Origin of the sequence: Pedobacter sp. Bi126, assembly GCF_918698245.1 — a bacterium.
Classification (GTDB): Bacteria; Bacteroidota; Bacteroidia; order Sphingobacteriales; family Sphingobacteriaceae; genus Pedobacter.
The window spans coordinates 49,280-66,633 of the sequence record NZ_CAKKMS010000008.1 but is presented as its reverse complement, the minus strand read 5'-3'; the positions used below and the strand labels follow the sequence as shown (position 1 = coordinate 66,633).

Below are 17,354 nucleotides of genomic sequence, written 5' to 3'. Positions count from 1 at the left end.
ATAAGGCTTTTTGGTTTAAAAATGCAAAAGGGCCCCGAAAATTTCGGGGCCCCTTAAATATACGTTTTATAAGATTTTAAACAGAGAAGCTTTCGCCACAGCCACAGCTACGGCTGGCATTTGGGTTTATAAAGTTAAAACCTTTTCCATTTAAACCGTCAGTGAAGTCGAGTTCAGTTCCGGCTAAATAAAGGAATGATTTCATATCCAAAGCAATTTTGATTCCCCTGTCTTCAAAAAACTGATCGCCTTTTTGTTCTTCGTTATCAAAATCTAAATTGTATGATAAGCCAGAACAGCCACCACCTTTTACCGAAACGCGTAAAAAGTAATCAGAACCCATTTCCGAATCCTGCATTAAGTGGGTGATTTTTTCTTTTGCTTTATCTGTTATTGTGATCATAGTATCGAGTATTTAGTATCTAGTATCAAGATTGAATTATTATAGTCTTGATACTAGATACTTATGTCTTGTTACCTATTAATGGTGCGATTTTTCTAACACAATTGCTTCTAAACCATTTTTAACGCGATAATCGTTAATGGCCGATTTAATTGCATCTTCTGCCAAAACCGAGCAGTGAATTTTTACTGGAGGTAAAGCCAATTCTTCAACAATATCCATGTTGTCGATAGACAAAGCCTCATCAATTGTTTTTCCTTTTAACCATTCTGTAGCTAAAGAAGAAGAAGCAATAGCCGAACCACAACCAAATGTTTTAAATTTAGCATCAGTGATTACGTTATCTTCTCCAACTTCAATCTGTAAACGCATTACATCGCCGCACTCAGGTGCACCAACTAATCCTGTTCCTACAAATTTGCTGTCTTTATTTAAAGTACCTACGTTACGTGGGTTATTGTAATGGTCAATTACTTTTTCTGAATATGCCATGATTTTATTTTTTAATCTCCTTTACGGAGCAATTTTATTTTTAGTTTTCAATTACCAATTTTCAATTGCCAGTTCGCGTACTCCAAACTGTTAACTGCCAACTCCAAACTGGCTTAGTGTTCCGCCCACTCAATTTTACTCAAGTCAATTCCTTCTTTAAACATTTCCCAAAGTGGAGAAAGTTCTCTTAAGTGATTAACCGCTTTTTGAGTCACTTCAATAGCCTGATCGATTTCTGCTTCAGTTGTAAACCTTCCTAAACCGTAACGGATAGAAGAGTGCGCTAAATCATCAGATAAACCTAAGCTTTTTAAAACGTATGATGGTTCTAAAGATGCTGAAGTACAAGCTGATCCCGAAGATACTGCTAAATCACTCATCGCCATCATTAAACCTTCACCCTCAACATATTTGAAAGAGATATTGGCTACGTGTGGTAAACGGTGTTGTGTATTACCATTAACATAACTCTCTTCCATTTTGTTCAAAGTAGTTTCTAACTTATCACGTAAAGCAGCTAAACGAACTGATTCGCTTTCCATTTCTAAACGGCAAAGTTCGCAGGCTTTACCTAAACCAACAATACCTGGAACGTTTAATGTACCAGAACGCATTCCGCGCTCGTGGCCACCACCGTCCATTTGTGCAGTAACTTTAACTCTTGGGTTTTTACGGCGAACGTAAAGTACACCAACACCTTTCGGACCGTACATTTTATGTGCCGAGAAAGCCATTAAGTCAATACCATCAGCATTTACATCAACCGGAATTTTGCCAACTGCCTGCGTAGCATCAGTCATGAATAAAGCACCATGTTTGTGTGCAATAGCTGCAATTTCTTTAACTGGTTGGATTACGCCAATTTCGTTGTTGCCATACATAATCGAAACTAAAATAGTTTCAGGAGTCATGGCAGCTTCTAATTCAGCTAAATCAATTAAACCGTCTTCTTTAACACCTAAATAAGTTACACGTGCTCCGTTTTTCTCTAAGTGTTTGCAGGTATCTAAAACTGCTTTATGTTCAGTAACCGCAGTTATAATGTGGTTACCTTTTTCTTTGTACATTTCAAATACACCTTTAATAGCCAGGTTATCGGCCTCAGTTGCACCTGATGTAAAAATGATTTCTTTTTCAGTACAGCCGATTAGTTTGGCTACCTGCTCACGGGCATAATCTACACCCTCTTCAGCCACCCAGCCAAACGCGTGATTACGACTTGCGGCATTTCCAAATTTCTCTGTAAAGTAAGGTAGCATTGCTTCCAACACCCTTGGATCTAACGGGGTAGTAGCATTATTATCTAAATATATCGGCTGTTTCATCTCTATTCTGTTAATTATAACACAAAGATACGAAAAAACTTATTTAACAATTATAAATAATAGCTATGACCTTATAGAGAAAAGCCGCATTTTTACATTCACATAACCTTATAATCTATGAATAAGATAGAACACATCGGCATCGCGGTAAAAGACCTTAACAGTTCTATAGATATTTATCAGAAACTATTGAATACCGATTGCTATAAAACTGAGCAAGTTGCATCCGAGTTTGTAAATACGGCTTTCTTTAAAACTGGCGAAAACAAGATCGAACTGCTGCAGGCTACGGCTCCAGATAGTGCAATTGCTAAATTTATCGAAAAAAAAGGAGAGGGGATTCATCATGTCGCTTTTCTGGTTGATGATATCCTGGCAGAAATGGAACGGCTGCATAAGGAAGGTTTTGTATTGCTCAGCGAGTCGCCAAAAAAGGGTGCAGACAATAAAATGGTGTGTTTTGTACATCCAAAAGATACCAATGGCGTACTGATTGAGATCTGCCAGGAAATTAAATGGATATAATAGATTAAACGGAAGATGAATTTAGTTTTCGATACCGTCATCCTCGCGCATGCAGGGATCTTAAAGCGGTTAGTAACTCCATTATAATTTTGAAAACGAAAGATCCCTATTCCATGGCCTCTTCAGTCCTGCTAACCGCTATAGTCCCGATGAAACCTGTGAAACAAGCAAGCACACCATAAATAAAAGACAAAATATAGTACTTAAATCGGGACCTGCCGCTATTATCAGGTTTATTTAATTTTGGCCTGTGGTTCTTGGTTAAGCGCATAAAAAAGGTAATCTTAAAGCCCTGATCCTAAAATCCTATAATCCCAAAAAATCCTAATTCTATGTCATTAATTAGTATCATCAACAAAGATTTCGATATACCAGATCATCTTTCTGATAATCAGTTGCGCGATGCATTGGTTGATGCCTTTGCTTATTTAATTGATAACGACTTTCCAAAACTGATCCAGATCTTATATAAGGCAGATGTAGATCAGTATAAATTAAAGGAACTGCTGGAAACGGTTGAAGGCTCGAGTTCGGCTGAAGTAATTGCTGATGCCTATATTGCCCGTCAGAAGGCCAAAATAGAAACCTGGAAAAAATACAGTCAGAAGAAGGATTAGGAGTAAAAGCTTATCCTTGCGAAGGATTAAAACGGTTGTACATATCCATATCAAAAAACGAAACGGAATTGATCTTATCCGCTTTTAGTACGAGGTCGGTTTTTAACTCATCTGTATTTGCAACCGAGCCATCTTCAATATAACTGGCATAAACCGTTAAATATTGAGTGGTAAAAACCAGTTCTTTATCGTCAGCCTTGCGGTAGCCGCTAAAGGCAGGGGTAATGCGGATATAACTGGTGGTAAAGGGTTTTGGCAGCTCTTTAACCCAGCCAATGTAAAATTTGCCGCTATCCAAGGTAAACTGTAAGAGATGGGCATCAAAAAAAGAAGAACTCAGTAAAAGCTCAAATTCATTTCCTGAAGTAGCTATCGCTCTTTTAATAGCCTTAAGCCTGTTAATGAAAAGATTTGCGATTTCTGTTGCACCTACAGCCACAAATAACGACATGCTCGTGGTTCCGAAATAAGGAGTATGGATAGGGAGTAGTTTACTTAACTGTTCAACGGTTTCAGGAAAAATGGCAATGAATAATCCTCTTAATAAAAAGCATACACCTAAAAGCAGGATGCCTGCAAAAGCAGAATTTAACAGTACACGTTGGTTTTCTAGCCGATATTGTACGTATCTAAGGTATCTGAACCTAATAAGAATGTAATAGCCGCCTACAAGAGGGAATAAGAGCAGGTTAAAAGGCATCTATATCGGCTATTTCTTGTTTTTATCCTTTTCTATCTTTTTGAAAATACTCGATTCCATTAAAGCACCCACCATTTGTCTGATCCTTGGCTGCGCAAAGAAATCGGGGCTTTTAATGTAGAGCTTTCCGCTACTGCTAGAATGGATAATTCCATCAAACTCGCTATCTTTTCTCATATATCAAATTTACATATATTTTTTAAATATCTGAAAAACAATATTCAGTCCAAAAATTTTAGATTTGTTGCATTATATGTGGATGGAGCAATCGTTTTACAATAAACATTGTTTAAATCAGTTTTACTAAAACAGATGCCTGGAAATCTTATAATTAAAATTTTAATTTAGGCTTGTAAATCAAAAATAAAATTAGGATATTTGCATCCTCTAAAATAGAGGTAGAAAGACTAATAGGAAATGTCATAAGCGTTGTTGCCAGCAAATTGCAAAAATGTTCTTGATGCTTTCACACAAATAACTTAAAATAATATTCAAATGAAAAAAGATTTGCACCCAACAAGCTACAGACCAGTTGTTTTTAAAGACATGTCTAACGAATATGCTTTCTTAACAAAATCTTGCGTAGATACTAAAGAAACAATTAAATGGGAAGATGGTAATGAGTATCCTCTTTATAAATTAGAGATTTCTCACACTTCACACCCTTTTTATACTGGTAAAATGAAATTGGTTGATACAGCAGGACGTATCGATAAATTCAAAAACCGTTACGCTAAGAAATAATTTTAGCAACAAAAAAGCATTTTTTGAAGTCCCTTTGCCAAAAGCATCGGGACTTTTTTTATTTTTGTTGCTTATGACAATCAATCTTTTTGATGATGCTTCTTGGATGTCCCTACGTCCGCTTACGTTTACCAGGCCTGTGGCCGATTTACGCATAGGAATTTTAACCATTGCCGAGAAATGGGCTAAATATTTAAAAGCCGATTTTGGCTTTCATACCCAAGATTACCTTTCTGTAAAGTTTGCGCCAAAACCCAATGCCGATTTGTTTATAAACGGTTCTGTTTGTCCGGATGAGGCTTTGCTAAACGCTGTAAATAAACTTAAAGCAGGTGAAGTGCTTTACAAAAGAGATGTCATAATCGCATATATCGCAGATCAGCACGACTTAGAATCGGTTAAATCGCTAAAGCCGATAGAATACACAGCTGATTTTATACAGATTGTTTATCCTGAACATATTTTTGGTAATAATCCCGGCGAGATCAGAAAAGATTTTAAATTATTGACCGAAGGACGCAGTTCGGCAAGGTTAAGTGGTACCAATCAGCTACTCGGAGATGATATTTTTTTAGAGGAGGGGGCAAAAGCCGAATGCAGCGTATTTAATAGTACTTACGGACCGATTTATATCGGTAAGAATGCTGAGGTTTGGGAAGGCTCTTTAATAAGAGGATCCTTTGCACTTTGCGAAAATTCATCTATAAAAATGGGTGCTAAAATATATTCAGGTACTACCATAGGTCCGAATAGCCGTGCAGGAGGTGAAATTAACAATTCGGTAATTTGGGGCAACTCTGCTAAAGGCCATGAGGGTTATTTGGGCAATTCGGTAATGGGCGAGTGGTGTAATATAGGTGCCGATACCAATAATTCGAATTTAAAAAATAATTATGCCGAAGTAAAACTTTACGATTACGAAAGCAAAAAAATGCGAAACACCAATTTGCAGTTTTGTGGTTTAATTATGGCCGATCATGCTAAATCTGGCATAAATACCATGTTTAACACCGGTAGTGTGGTTGGTATTGGAGCCAATGTTTTTGGTGCAGGTTTTCCTCCAAATCATATTCCTGATTTTAGTTGGGGAGGCACCAGCGGTTTTGATACCTATAAACTGAATAAAATGTTCGAAACAACAGAAAAGGTATTTGCCCGAAAAAATATAGCTTTCGATGAGGTAGAAAAAGATATCATTACTAAAGTATTTGAATTAACTGAATCGTATAGACGATTTTAATATAAAACCCGATCTGGAAAGATCAACCAAGCATTAAATAATACAAAATGAGAAAAAAGATTGTTGCCGGTAACTGGAAAATGAACTTAGATTATAACGAAGGTGTTTCGTTGTTCAGCGAAATCGTAAATATGGTTAAAGATGAGCGCAAAGGCGATCAACTGGCTATTATTTGCTCACCGTTTATTCACTTAAACAGCTTGGCAAAATTGGGGGGTAACGATGTTAAAATTGGCGCTCAAAATATTAGCGATAAAGAAAGCGGAGCATATACAGGCGAAACTTCAGCTAAAATGGTGAAATCTGTTGGTGCAGAATACGTTATTTTAGGCCACTCAGAACGCAGACAATATTTCGCTGAAAGCGATGCTTTATTAGCTGAAAAAACTAAAGTTGCCTTGGCGAATGGCTTAACACCAATTTTCTGTATTGGCGAAACTTTAGACGAACGTAACAACGGTAGTTATTATGAAGTATTAAAAAAACAGTTGGTAGAAGGTATTTTTAGTTTAACTGAAGAAGACTTCAAAAAATTGGTTATTGCTTACGAGCCAGTTTGGGCTATTGGCACAGGTTTAACTGCTTCTCCAGAGCAAGCGCAAGATATTCATGCTTTTATCCGTAGTGAAATTCAAGCTAACTATGGTTTTAATGTGGCTGATGATACAACCATTTTATACGGTGGTAGCTGTAACCCGGGCAACGCTGCAAGTTTATTTTCTCAGAATGATATTGACGGCGGCCTAATTGGTGGTGCATCGTTAAAATCACGCGATTTTATAGATATTATTAAAGCATTAAATAGCTAAATGCAATACACAAAAGCAATATTTACATTCAAAAGTATCGAAGATTATCAACAGGATCTGCTCATCAGCGATCTTGCCGATCTAGGCTTCGATACTTTCGAAGATAGTGAGGGTGGTTTTACGGCTTTCGTAATCAAAGACAACTTTAACGAGCAGGAATTAAAAGATCTCTTGGCAAATTATAGCGAAGAATTTGCAACCGATTATACTTTAGAAGATGTTGCCGACGAAAACTGGAATGCTGAATGGGAGAAAAATTTTAGTCCGCTGATTATTGATGATGTATGTTATGTAAGGGCAACCTTTCATGAACCTCAGCCATCATATCCGTATGAGATTGTAATCGATCCTAAAATGGCTTTCGGTACTGGTCATCATCAAACGACCACAATGGTAATGCAGTATATTTTAGCGGCTGATTTAAAGGATAAAAATATTCTGGATATGGGCTGTGGTACCGGGATTTTAGCAATTCTGGCTGCAAAACTTGGTGCTAAAAGCTTAATGGCCATTGATTATGATGATATCTGTTACGAAAGTACCATCGAAAATGCTGCGCTTAACAATGTCGACAATCTAAAGGCGCTTTGTGGTAGTAAGGAGGTGATTCCTAACGAGGAATACGATGTTATTTTTGCCAATATCAATAGAAATATACTTCTGGATCAGATTCACCGTTACGCCGAGGTATTGAAAGCTGGAGGCAAAATTTTCTTCAGTGGATTTTATTTAGATCCTGATTTAGGAATGATTACCGCTGAGTGTGCTAAATATGGCATCAAATACGTCGATCATAAACAAAATGGCGATTGGGTTGCGGCTCAGTTTGAGAAAAAATAATGATTGAATGTTGAATGAGAAAATGATTGAGTTTAAGACAATACCCATTCTTTCATTCAACCCTTCTCTCATTCAATAATTAACTTATATGCACATACATTTTATTGCGATTGGTGGAAGTGCAATGCACAATCTGGCCATCGCCTTACATAAAAAAGGGTATCAAATTTCGGGATCTGATGATGTGATTTTCGAGCCTGCAAAATCCCGTTTAGATAAATACGGACTCTTGCCTGCTGAAATGGGTTGGGATGAAAATCGCATCTCAAGCGACCTGGATGCTGTAATTTTAGGCATGCACGCCCGTATCGATAACCCAGAGTTATTGAAAGCACAAGAATTAGGTGTTAAAATCTATTCTTATCCTGAATATATTTACGAGCAAAGCAAAAATAAGTTACGCGTAGTAATTGGCGGCAGTCATGGTAAAACAACCATTACCAGTATGATTTTACATGTGCTAAATTACTATAAACGCGATTTCGATTATTTGGTAGGTGCACAGCTGGCCGGCTTCGAAACCATGGTAAAGGTTACCGAAGAAGCACCGGTGATGATTATTGAAGGAGATGAGTATTTAGCTTCACCGATTGATAGAAGACCTAAATTTCATCTTTACAAGGCAAATGTGGCTGTAATTAGCGGTATTGCATGGGATCACATCAATGTTTTTCCAACCTATGCCGATTATACTTCGCAGTTTGATAAATTTATCGATACGATTGAAGATAACGGAACTTTAATTTATTGTGAAGCAGATGCTGATTTAAATGAAATTGTAACACAATCAAAAGCCAACGTTACAAAGATTGCTTATGCTATTCCAGCGCATGAAATCAGAAATGGAATAACCTATCTGCTTCCAGAAGAAACAGCTTTAAAGATTTTTGGCGATCACAACCTGATGAACCTGAATGCAGCTAAATTGGTGTGCAAACAATTGGAAATCAATGCGAAAGAATTTGATGTCGCCATTTCTTCATTTACTGGTGCAGCTAAACGTTTAGAAGTGATCTCAGCTGATGAATCAACCAACGTTTACAAAGATTTTGCACATTCGCCGTCAAAGTTAAAAGCTACTATCGATGCTGTTAAAGCGCAGTTTACCAATCGGAAATTAGTAGCCTGTATCGAATTGCATACTTTCAGTAGCCTGAATAAAGATTTTTTAAAAGAATATACAGGAGCAATGGATAAAGCCGATGAGGCAATTGTTTTTATAGATATTAAATCTTTTGAACAAAAACGGATGGAGCCTTTTTCTGAAGATGATGTTCAGCAGGCCTTTGCTAATCCAAAACTGAAGTTTTTTAATGATGCAACTAAGTTAAAAGCTTATTTATTGAGCTTGAATTATAAAAACACTAATCTACTCATGATGAGTTCTGGCAATTACGCAGGTTTCGATCTGCCTGAGTTGGCAGCTTCTTTAAAGAGATAGATATTAGACGTGAGATATTAGATATGAGACGGATTCAGATTCTCTATCTCACGTCTAATATCTCAAATCTAAAAAAAAAGTATGAAAAGCATCGGAGATAACATTAAGCAAAGTAGGTTGGCCTTAGGTCTAAGTCAGGCGGATGCTGCTAAAAAACTTAATATTTCTACTCCTGCCTTTTGTAAAATAGAGACAGGCCAAACCGATCTCAATATTTCCCGTTTACTCCAGATTTCCAGAACATTTAAGGTTCCGGTAATGCAGTTGATATCTGGCCAATCTGTAATATCAGATTCATCAGAAGAAGAACTTCTTGCACTTAAAAAAGAACTGATCGAAAAGGAAGAAGAAATTAATAAGCTCCGTAAAAAGGTTATCGATCTGTATGATAAGCTCGGGATATAAAAATCGGTTTATCTGTTCTTTTACTGACTAATTATCATTATAAAACAATAAATAAGAATAAAATTCATTTTTAATTAAATTATTATGAATTTTATTCTAAATATTTATATTTATATAGAATGGTAATCGAAAGCAATTTTAGTTTAGATCATATCGATCTGGCTATACTCAGACTTATGCAGGATAACGCGCGGATCTCGAATGTAGATTTAGCAAAGGCATTGGATCTGGTTCCTTCAGCTGTGTTGGAACGGGTAAAGAAGTTGGAAAAAAAAAATGTAATTACCCAATATAATGCCCGGATAAACCCTGTGGCACTCGATTTAAAATTACTCGCCTTTATTTCAATGAAATCATCTCAAAGTTTGGGCTGTAGTGATACCGCAAACGAACTGGCAAAAATACCTGATGTACAAGAAGTACACGTTATTGCAGGAGATGATTGCTTTCTGATTAAGGTGAGGACAGCAGATTCGGCCTCATTAATGGCTTTACTGCGGGATGAATTTAGTAAGATTCCGAATATTTTATCGGTTAAAACCACGATTGTACTGGAGACCGTAAAAGAGCATCAAAAATTAGTAATTCCTGAAAAATAAGCATATGGCAAATTTAAACAAAACAGCATCGCCGGTAATGGTTTATCTGGCTTTTGCTATCGTATATATTGTTTGGGGTTCTACCTATTTTTTTATTCAAAAGGCCTTGGCGGGTTTTCCACCTTTTATTTTAGGTGCATTCCGTTTTTCTATTGCGGGAGTGCTGATGTTGACTTGGTGCAAGATTAACGGAGAAGATATTTTTAACCTAAAAACCATCAAAATTGCTACTGTAAGCGGGATTTTAATGTTGGGTTTGGGTAACGGAATCGTAATTTGGGTAGAGCAGTTTATTCCGAGCGGTTTAGTAGCCATTATGGTCGCTTCGGCAGCAATATGGTTCGTGATTCTGGATAAATCGCATTGGAAAGAAAACCTTAGTAATAAATATATTATATCGGGTTTGGTAATCGGCTTTTTGGGCGTAGTGCTCTTATTCGGCGATCAGATTGTACAGGCGCTTGATAAACCTCAAAGCAACTTGCAGATTATAGGTATGGTATTACTTGTTTTTGGACCAATAGCCTGGGCTGGAGGATCGCTTTATTCGAAATATCATCCCACTACCGGTAGTTCGGTTTCTGTTAATACAGGCTGGCAGATGTTGATGGCCAGCTTGGCTTTTTTACCCGGAGGGTTTTTCAAATCTGAGTTTAAATTACTCGATTGGGGTAACATACCGCTTGATGCCTGGTTATCTATCGTTTACCTTATTCTATTTGGTTCAATTGCCGCATTTAGCGCTTATGTGTGGTTGTTAAAGGTGCGCCCGGCTACGCAAGTGAGCACCTATGCTTATGTAAACCCGGTAGTGGCTGTTTTACTGAGTTTAACTTTTACCAACGAAGTGATAGGCCTTACTCAGATTATTGGTTTGGTGATTATTTTAGGTAGTGTGCTTTTGATTAATCTGCCGAAATATAAAAGTGCAGGCTAAGTTTTCGGCAAATCGTCATTGCGAGGAGGAACGACGAAGCAATCTTTCAATTAGATAAATACTATCGAATTAAGATTGCTTCGTCGGCTGAAAAAGCCTTCTCGCAATGACGATTAATTTAAAATATCTTACGCATAGTAAGGTGTTTTTTACCAAAGGTAGCACCCGTGGCTTTATGGATAGCAATCATCTGTTCGTTAAAATCACCTACCCAACTCAATTCAAGCTCTTTGTACTGATTTTTAGGAAGTACGTATTCGCCTAAACGGATAAAAAGTACCGATTCCAGGCCATGTTTTTGAAACTTGGGTTTGGTACCCATTACAATTGCCCTCATACGGGTAACGCCCACCCAGCGGCGGTAAGCAAACTTTAATTTTTCAATTAAACCAAGTTTTCCATCAAAGCCTTTAATCATCTGGTTTGCATCTGGAATCAATACTACAAAAGAGGCTGGTTCGCCATTAAAGTAGGCAAACTGGATCAAATGTTCATCCATGATGGGTTCCATACTTTTAAAGCTTTCCTCGAGCGTTTCTTTTTTAATAGGCACAAAGTTTTCGAAATCCTGCCAGCCATCATTGTAGATTTCCATTAAATCATTAATGTATTTGCTCGAATTGGCCTTGCTGAAATATTCGAAAGTATAACCCGGTTTATTTCTTACCCAGTTGGCAATTTTTGTAAAACGTTCCGGGAAGGGGATAGTTAGGTTAATATGGTTGGTTAATTGTTCATATTCGGTAACAAAGCCATATTTCTCGAAAAATTTCTGATAGTATGGAAAGTTATAGTTCATGCCGAAAGAAGGAGGGGTAAAACCCTCAACCAACAGGCCCCAGAAGCTATCGTTTTCACCAAAATTAATCGGGCCGTCCATGGCTTTCATTCCATTTTCGGCTAACCAGGTTTTTGCTGTGTCGAATAAAAGAAAGGCCGCTTTTTCATCATCAATACATTCAAAAAATCCCATACCACCGGTTGGCTGGTCGTAGTGGTAAGCTTTTTTCTCATTAATAAAAGCAGCTATACGGCCAATCAGTTTTCCTGCATCATCTTTTAAAACCCAGCGTGTACATTTTCCATGTGCAAAAAAGGTATTTTTCTCTGGGTTAAAAACATTCTCAACCTCACTATCCAACGGACAGATCCAGTTTTTGTCGTTTTTATATAGGATTTTGGGTGTGTTTAGAAAGTCTTTTTTTAGTGATGAATTGCTTACTGGTATAACTTGCATGGGCAGATTTTAAAATTAAAAAGCATCCTACCAAGCGGGCGGATGCTTTTTCAAATATATGTTATTTTAAATATTAATAGTCGTCGTCGTCATCGTCGAAATTATCGAAGTTGTCAAGATCATCTAATGGCAGATCAAAATCATCATCGTCGTCATCTTGAGGCTTCTTTTTCGTTGTTTGAATATCGTCATCTTCAAGATCATCATCTTCGTCTACCTGTTTCTTGGCAGTCGGCTTAGTTGGGAGTTTCTTTGGCGCTTTCATAACACAAAAATAAAAATTGCTTTTATAGTTTAAAAATACAAAAAAACTTTTTTTAATAACAATCTGGAAGCAAAGAAATTAATTTATTTATTCCACATTTTCTCCAACGGTATTTTCCTCTTTTACGATGTCTTTTAATTGAGGAAGCTGGTTTAAGTTATTTAAACCAAAATAATCCATAAATAATGTGCTTGTACTGTATAGGATAGGCCTGCCTGGCGTTTCTGCTTTTCCGTCGATACTGATCAGCTCTTTTTCCAGCAGGCGTTGTACTGAATAATCTGAATTTACACCCCTGATCTGTTCGATTTCCAATTTGGTTATTGGTTGGCGGTAGGCAATAATGGCAAGTGTTTCCATCGCGGCCTGACTTAATTTTTTCTTCGAGCGGTGTAACTGAAGTTGATTGACCGTTTCATGGTAATCTTTTTTGGTGAGAAACTGGTAACCATTGTTTAAGAATACCAATTCAATGGCAAAATCATTATGGCCATATTTTTCCTTAATCTGCTCTATGCTTTCGAATACCTGTGTTTCGGTAAATTCTTCGTTAAAAACGGCATTTAGGGCAAGTATAATTTCTTGTGTACCTATGCTTTGGCTGGAAGAAAATACGAGGGCTTCGATGTGCCTGGTGATGTTGTGATTGGGCATATACAAAAATAGAATTTTTGGGCATAAAAAAAGCGGTCTCGCTTTTAAAAACAAGACCGCTTTCAACACACAAATGAAACCTGAATTAAGATATAGTTTTAGGTTAGGTTATTAAATATCTATATCAATTCTATAAGAACGTCTTTGATAAACACTATCGTTTATTTCTAACACAAGTTTAAGGCTAAAGCGGGTTCGATCAAGATTCTATTTAGTGAGTGGTATTAATAATTGAGTAAACGGTAAATTTTCTATTTTAACGGTATAGAAATCGATACTGTTGTACCATTTGTGGTATTCTGTCTAACGTTTAAGTGTATAGGTTTTGCTCCAATCTGACCTAAAAGGTGCAATCTTTCTTTGGTTAACTGCATTCCTTTACTAATGTGTGTTTCCTTTTTATCCTTTAAAGAGTTGTCAATTCCGATCCCATCATCAATAATTTCGATGTTAAGATAGAATTCATCTTTCAGTTTAATGTTGATCAGGATTTCGCCACCTGTTTCTTTTGGCATAATGCCATGCCATATTGCATTTTCTACATAAGGCTGTAACAACATAGATGGGATAAAGGTTTCTTCTTTATCAATTTCTTCATCAATATTAAAAATGTATTTTAATTTATCGCCAAAACGGTTCTTCTCTAATTTCAAATAAAGATTCAAGTATTCCAGCTCTTCCTCTAAAGAGATATAACTTTTGGTACAGATCTCCAGGTTCTTTCTGATCAATCTGGCAAAGCCCGTTAAAACCTTATTTGCTGAAGCCGTATTTTGCGTATTGATATAATGCTGGATCGAATTCATCACGTTGAAAACAAAATGTGGATTCATCATCGCCTGTAAGGCTTGTTGCTCGAGCATCAGCACTTTGTTTTTTAACAACAATTGCTCTTGCTCTTTATCTTTTTGCTTACGGGTAATGTAAACAGCCACTTTATAAAAAATATAGGCTACGAGCAGTATCAAAATAGATAAGAACCATAAGCTTTGCCAAAAATGCTTTTTAATGGTAAAAGCGATTTTTGCCGGTTCACCCCAATTACCATTTTGGCTTTTGGCACTCACCTCAAATATGTAATCACCTGCTTGTAGTGAAGAAAAATCTAACCGCCTTGTGCGGGTTTCTACCCAAGCTGAATTCTCATTTAAACGGTAACGATAAGTGATATCACTCGTGGTAAAATCGACTGCACTAAAGGTAAATAGAATGGTATTGTTACCTGTTTCGAAAGTAAAATTACCTTGATCAACCGGCAAACGCTCATTGTCCTTAATAATAGAAGTAACGTAAACCTTAGGAAGATTCTTAACTCTGTTTTTATTGTTGTACTTAAATAGGATCAGGCCTTTGTTTGTTGCAAAATAGGCCGTGCTATCATCAATAAACAAGCTGTTGATGTCATCACTCAAAAGATCCTTACCATAGTCAAAATTGGTCACGGTGAATTGATTGGGATAATCGGCTATTTTGTTTACACCTTTGTTTGTTAATACCCATATTTCGTTGTTTTTTACAAATATTTTGGTGCAGATATTATTGGTTAGGCCATCTTTTTGGGTAATCTGTCGGGTAATCTGCCTATTCTTATAGAAAATTAAACCGTAACCATCTGTTGCCAAAATCAAAGTGCCGTCTGCAAGCTGCTGAATATCGTTTATCCTTTTGGTAAGCAGGGGATGATTTTCGTAATGTTTAATTAATTTACCTTTCGAAAATTGAGACAGCCCATTAATATTCGAAAACCACAAATTCCCTTCGCGGTCGTAAAAAACGTGATAAGATCTGTCTTTAAAAAAATCTTCTTTTTCGCGGTACTTTGCGGCATTAAACTCAAATTTGTTTCTTCTATCCGATAAAAAAACAACACCCGATGAAAGGGCCAGCGCCAAGTGGTCGTTATTCTTGCCAATGCTAAAATGTTTGATTACAAACATGGAATTGTTCGATTCCTTTAAATAACTTACTTCATTCCTGCTGTTATAGATATTTTTGAAAACACCCATTCCATAATCGGATGCAAAATATATCGATTGATCTTTTGGGTCGAAAGTAACCTGTTTAATTGTTTTGTATTTCTTGAAATCGTCTAAACCAATTTCATCAACCTGGTAATTGTTGATGGTTAATACGTCGATTACAGCATCATCGGTACCCAGCCAGAGGCGGTTTTTTCCATCTTTGGTAATGCTTTTAATTACGTTGCTACTCAGGCCCGATTCGGCATCAATGATGGATAAACGGTTATTTGCATTAGGAAGCATATAAATACCCTGATTGGTGGCAAACCACATGTTTTGGTTACTGTCTTTAATGACTTGATTAACCGGTATATCCTGTAGATACTGGACTGTTTTTCCGCTTTTATCTAAAGCAAAGGCACCATTGGCATTCGATAGCCAAACTTCTTTACTGGCAATGTCGTAGTAAAAGTAACCCGACATGTTCTTGATCAGATTCTGAGGAATAGATATGAGATCGTTGATGCTTCCATGTCTATATTGTTTTAAGCCGCCAGCATCTAGGTAAAATAAAGATCTGTGCGTAGAATTAACAGCAGTCATGTAGGAGACGGGCTGCACTTTCGAACTGACCATGGAAAAAGTTTTCCCATTAAATTTCTGTACACTTAAATCGCTATAGGCAAATATGTTACCTTGCTCATCTTCGTGTATAAAGGCATTGATAAATTGATCATTTGGATTAGGCGAAATGTACTTTTTGATCGTTTTTCCATCCCAGCAAACAATGAGGTTGGCATTGGTTCCGAGCCAAATCCGCCCCAGTTTATCTACTAAAAAGGAAACAATTACCGTATTAAAGTTTAGCTTTTTAAGCAGTTCGTCATTATCCTGGTTGTAAAACTTTCCCTCCTTTAAGTAGCTGAGCTGACCATTTAAGGCAAAAAACCACAGCCTACCCTCTTTATCCTCTTTCATCTGGAGGATCTGGGTATCGGGAAGTCCGTCTTCGATCGTAAAATTCTGAAAATTTGTACCATCAAAACGGCTCAATCCATTATCCGTTGCAATCCAGATAAAGCCTTTTTTATCCTGTAAAATGTAATAACAGTTGTTGCTGGCCAGCCCATTTTTAGTATTATAATGGGGAAGGTAAGTGGTTTGAGCAAGCAGGGTTTTTGGAGCGCTAAATAATATAATAAGCCCGAATAAAAAAGCAATAAAAGAGCGGCTGAAGCTTAACTTCAGGATTGCTTTTTCAGCAAATAAAAACACTTTTTTGCCTAGTTTAATGATCACTGTTCGCCTTTGTAAATAATTTTATTTTTTCAAAAAAATCGCTTGCTCTTCTTCGCGAAATATTAATACTTTCTCCATTTTTTAAGAAAACCTGAAGTCCGTTTTTAGAATTATACTCTTTTAAATGGTTAAGATTGATAATGCTCGACTTATGGATCCGTACAAATTGGTCGCCCGGTAAAAGCTCCTCAAATTCTCGTAAAACTTTCGAGACCGTTATTTTATCATGGTTATTTAAGTGTACAATAGAGTAATTGCTATCGGCTTCGATATAAATGATATCATCTATATCAATCATTTTAAAACCTTGGCCATAGGGAAGGGTAAGCTTCCTGATTTCGGATCTTGAGCTTAAACTGGAAGCCAGATTATTGATTCTTTCATCGTTCTCATTCTGACCTTTAAAGCGCTTAATGTGCTGAAAAACCTTATCTACAGCTATTTTAAGCTCATCGATATCAATTGGCTTTAATAAATAATCGAGTGCGTTAGCCTTAATTGCTTTTAGCGCATATTGATCATAAGCGGTAGTAAATATAACTGCTGCATTATGTTTTTGAGCCTCAGGAATTAATTCGAAACCATTCCCTCCGGGCATTGCTATATCCAGAAAGATTAAATCAATAGGATGGTGTGCCAGAATATCTTTCGCCTCCACTACAGATCTTGCAATACCGGTAATTTCTACCTGTGGACAGTTCTGTTGCAGTAAAAAAAACAATGATGACCGGGCAAACTCCTCATCATCAACAATAATGGCTTTTAATGTTGTCATAACTATAGGTTGGTGAATGTATTAAAATGCGCTTATAAAAAAAAATGCAAATCAAAAAAACCAGTGTTCTGATTGTCACGTATGTA

20 protein-coding genes are annotated in these 17,354 nt (G+C 36.8%); 10 read left to right on the top strand and 10 right to left on the bottom strand.

Annotation, left to right across the window (positions count from 1 at the left end):
* Positions 1-76 precede the first annotated feature (76 nt).
* From LQ201_RS23070 to LQ201_RS23060, 3 genes are all read right to left on the bottom strand, one after another.
* A complete protein-coding gene (locus tag LQ201_RS23070; RefSeq protein WP_025142623.1) occupies positions 77-403 on the bottom strand; it encodes an iron-sulfur cluster assembly accessory protein in 327 nt (108 codons plus the stop codon).
* Positions 404-481: 78 nt separating this feature from the next.
* Positions 482-895 (bottom strand): Fe-S cluster assembly scaffold IscU, encoded by a 414-nt coding sequence (iscU, locus tag LQ201_RS23065; protein ID WP_025142622.1) that lies wholly within the window; start codon positions 893-895, stop codon positions 482-484.
* 113 nt (positions 896-1,008) lie between these two features.
* On the bottom strand, positions 1,009-2,220 hold the full coding sequence (locus tag LQ201_RS23060) for an IscS subfamily cysteine desulfurase (RefSeq protein ID WP_029275719.1): 1,212 nt from the start codon (positions 2,218-2,220) through the stop codon (positions 1,009-1,011).
* A 117-nt stretch (positions 2,221-2,337) separates the two neighbouring features.
* Here LQ201_RS23060 and mce point away from each other — a divergent pair, with 117 nt between their 5' ends.
* Together mce and LQ201_RS23050 are read left to right on the top strand one after the other, a co-directional pair.
* The gene (gene mce, locus LQ201_RS23055; protein ID WP_230146036.1) at positions 2,338-2,745 is read left to right on the top strand and encodes a methylmalonyl-CoA epimerase; all 408 of its coding nucleotides are present in this window, start codon (positions 2,338-2,340) and stop codon (positions 2,743-2,745) included.
* A 332-nt stretch (positions 2,746-3,077) separates the two neighbouring features.
* Positions 3,078-3,362 (top strand): hypothetical protein, encoded by a 285-nt coding sequence (locus LQ201_RS23050; RefSeq protein ID WP_230146035.1) that lies wholly within the window; start codon positions 3,078-3,080, stop codon positions 3,360-3,362.
* Positions 3,363-3,372: 10 nt separating this feature from the next.
* Here the strand turns inward: LQ201_RS23050 and LQ201_RS23045 are convergent, their stop codons facing one another.
* Both LQ201_RS23045 and LQ201_RS23040 read right to left on the bottom strand, forming a co-directional pair.
* Complete coding sequence (locus tag LQ201_RS23045; protein ID WP_230146034.1) at positions 3,373-4,062, bottom strand: hypothetical protein; 690 nt, start codon at positions 4,060-4,062, stop codon at positions 3,373-3,375.
* Positions 4,063-4,071: 9 nt separating this feature from the next.
* Positions 4,072-4,239: a hypothetical protein gene (locus LQ201_RS23040; RefSeq protein WP_157258143.1), complete on the bottom strand. Its 168-nt coding sequence runs from the start codon at positions 4,237-4,239 to the stop codon at positions 4,072-4,074.
* Positions 4,240-4,557: 318 nt separating this feature from the next.
* On the opposite strand from LQ201_RS23040, the gene LQ201_RS23035 reads away from it, so the two are divergent.
* The 8 genes from LQ201_RS23035 (at position 4,558) to LQ201_RS23000 (ending at position 11,077) form a co-directional block, all read left to right on the top strand.
* A complete protein-coding gene (locus tag LQ201_RS23035) occupies positions 4,558-4,806 on the top strand; it encodes a type B 50S ribosomal protein L31 (RefSeq protein ID WP_025142617.1) in 249 nt (82 codons plus the stop codon).
* A 73-nt stretch (positions 4,807-4,879) separates the two neighbouring features.
* Positions 4,880-6,046 carry a putative sugar nucleotidyl transferase gene (locus LQ201_RS23030; protein WP_230146033.1) on the top strand — a complete coding sequence of 389 codons (1,167 nt, stop codon included), beginning with the start codon at positions 4,880-4,882 and terminating at the stop codon, positions 6,044-6,046.
* 47 nt (positions 6,047-6,093) lie between these two features.
* The gene (tpiA, locus tag LQ201_RS23025) at positions 6,094-6,855 is read left to right on the top strand and encodes a triose-phosphate isomerase (protein WP_230146032.1); all 762 of its coding nucleotides are present in this window, start codon (positions 6,094-6,096) and stop codon (positions 6,853-6,855) included.
* Positions 6,856-7,695: a 50S ribosomal protein L11 methyltransferase gene (prmA, locus tag LQ201_RS23020; protein ID WP_230146031.1), complete on the top strand. Its 840-nt coding sequence runs from the start codon at positions 6,856-6,858 to the stop codon at positions 7,693-7,695.
* An 88-nt stretch (positions 7,696-7,783) separates the two neighbouring features.
* Positions 7,784-9,136: a UDP-N-acetylmuramate--L-alanine ligase gene (murC, locus tag LQ201_RS23015; protein ID WP_230146030.1), complete on the top strand. Its 1,353-nt coding sequence runs from the start codon at positions 7,784-7,786 to the stop codon at positions 9,134-9,136.
* An 81-nt stretch (positions 9,137-9,217) separates the two neighbouring features.
* The gene (locus tag LQ201_RS23010) at positions 9,218-9,541 is read left to right on the top strand and encodes a helix-turn-helix domain-containing protein (protein WP_230146029.1); all 324 of its coding nucleotides are present in this window, start codon (positions 9,218-9,220) and stop codon (positions 9,539-9,541) included.
* A gap of 119 nt (positions 9,542-9,660) precedes the next feature.
* On the top strand, positions 9,661-10,140 hold the full coding sequence (locus LQ201_RS23005) for an Lrp/AsnC family transcriptional regulator (RefSeq protein WP_230146028.1): 480 nt from the start codon (positions 9,661-9,663) through the stop codon (positions 10,138-10,140).
* Between the two features lie 4 nt (positions 10,141-10,144).
* A complete protein-coding gene (locus LQ201_RS23000; RefSeq protein WP_230146027.1) occupies positions 10,145-11,077 on the top strand; it encodes an EamA family transporter in 933 nt (310 codons plus the stop codon).
* Positions 11,078-11,195: 118 nt separating this feature from the next.
* On the opposite strand, the gene LQ201_RS22995 is transcribed toward LQ201_RS23000, so the two are convergent.
* From LQ201_RS22995 to LQ201_RS22975, 5 genes are all read right to left on the bottom strand, one after another.
* Positions 11,196-12,314, bottom strand: a complete 1,119-nt coding sequence (locus LQ201_RS22995) for a GNAT family N-acetyltransferase (protein WP_230146026.1) — start codon at positions 12,312-12,314, stop codon at positions 11,196-11,198.
* A gap of 73 nt (positions 12,315-12,387) precedes the next feature.
* Positions 12,388-12,579, bottom strand: coding sequence for a hypothetical protein (locus tag LQ201_RS22990; RefSeq protein ID WP_230146025.1), 192 nt, complete (start codon positions 12,577-12,579; stop codon positions 12,388-12,390).
* A gap of 87 nt (positions 12,580-12,666) precedes the next feature.
* Positions 12,667-13,233 carry an SMC-Scp complex subunit ScpB gene (scpB, locus tag LQ201_RS22985; RefSeq protein ID WP_230146024.1) on the bottom strand — a complete coding sequence of 189 codons (567 nt, stop codon included), beginning with the start codon at positions 13,231-13,233 and terminating at the stop codon, positions 12,667-12,669.
* 251 nt (positions 13,234-13,484) lie between these two features.
* Positions 13,485-16,493: a two-component regulator propeller domain-containing protein gene (locus tag LQ201_RS22980; protein ID WP_230146023.1), complete on the bottom strand. Its 3,009-nt coding sequence runs from the start codon at positions 16,491-16,493 to the stop codon at positions 13,485-13,487.
* Positions 16,483-17,268, bottom strand: a complete 786-nt coding sequence (locus tag LQ201_RS22975; RefSeq protein ID WP_230146022.1) for a LytTR family DNA-binding domain-containing protein — start codon at positions 17,266-17,268, stop codon at positions 16,483-16,485. The genes LQ201_RS22980 and LQ201_RS22975 overlap by 11 nt, the downstream gene beginning before the upstream one ends.
* Positions 17,269-17,354 lie beyond the last annotated feature (86 nt).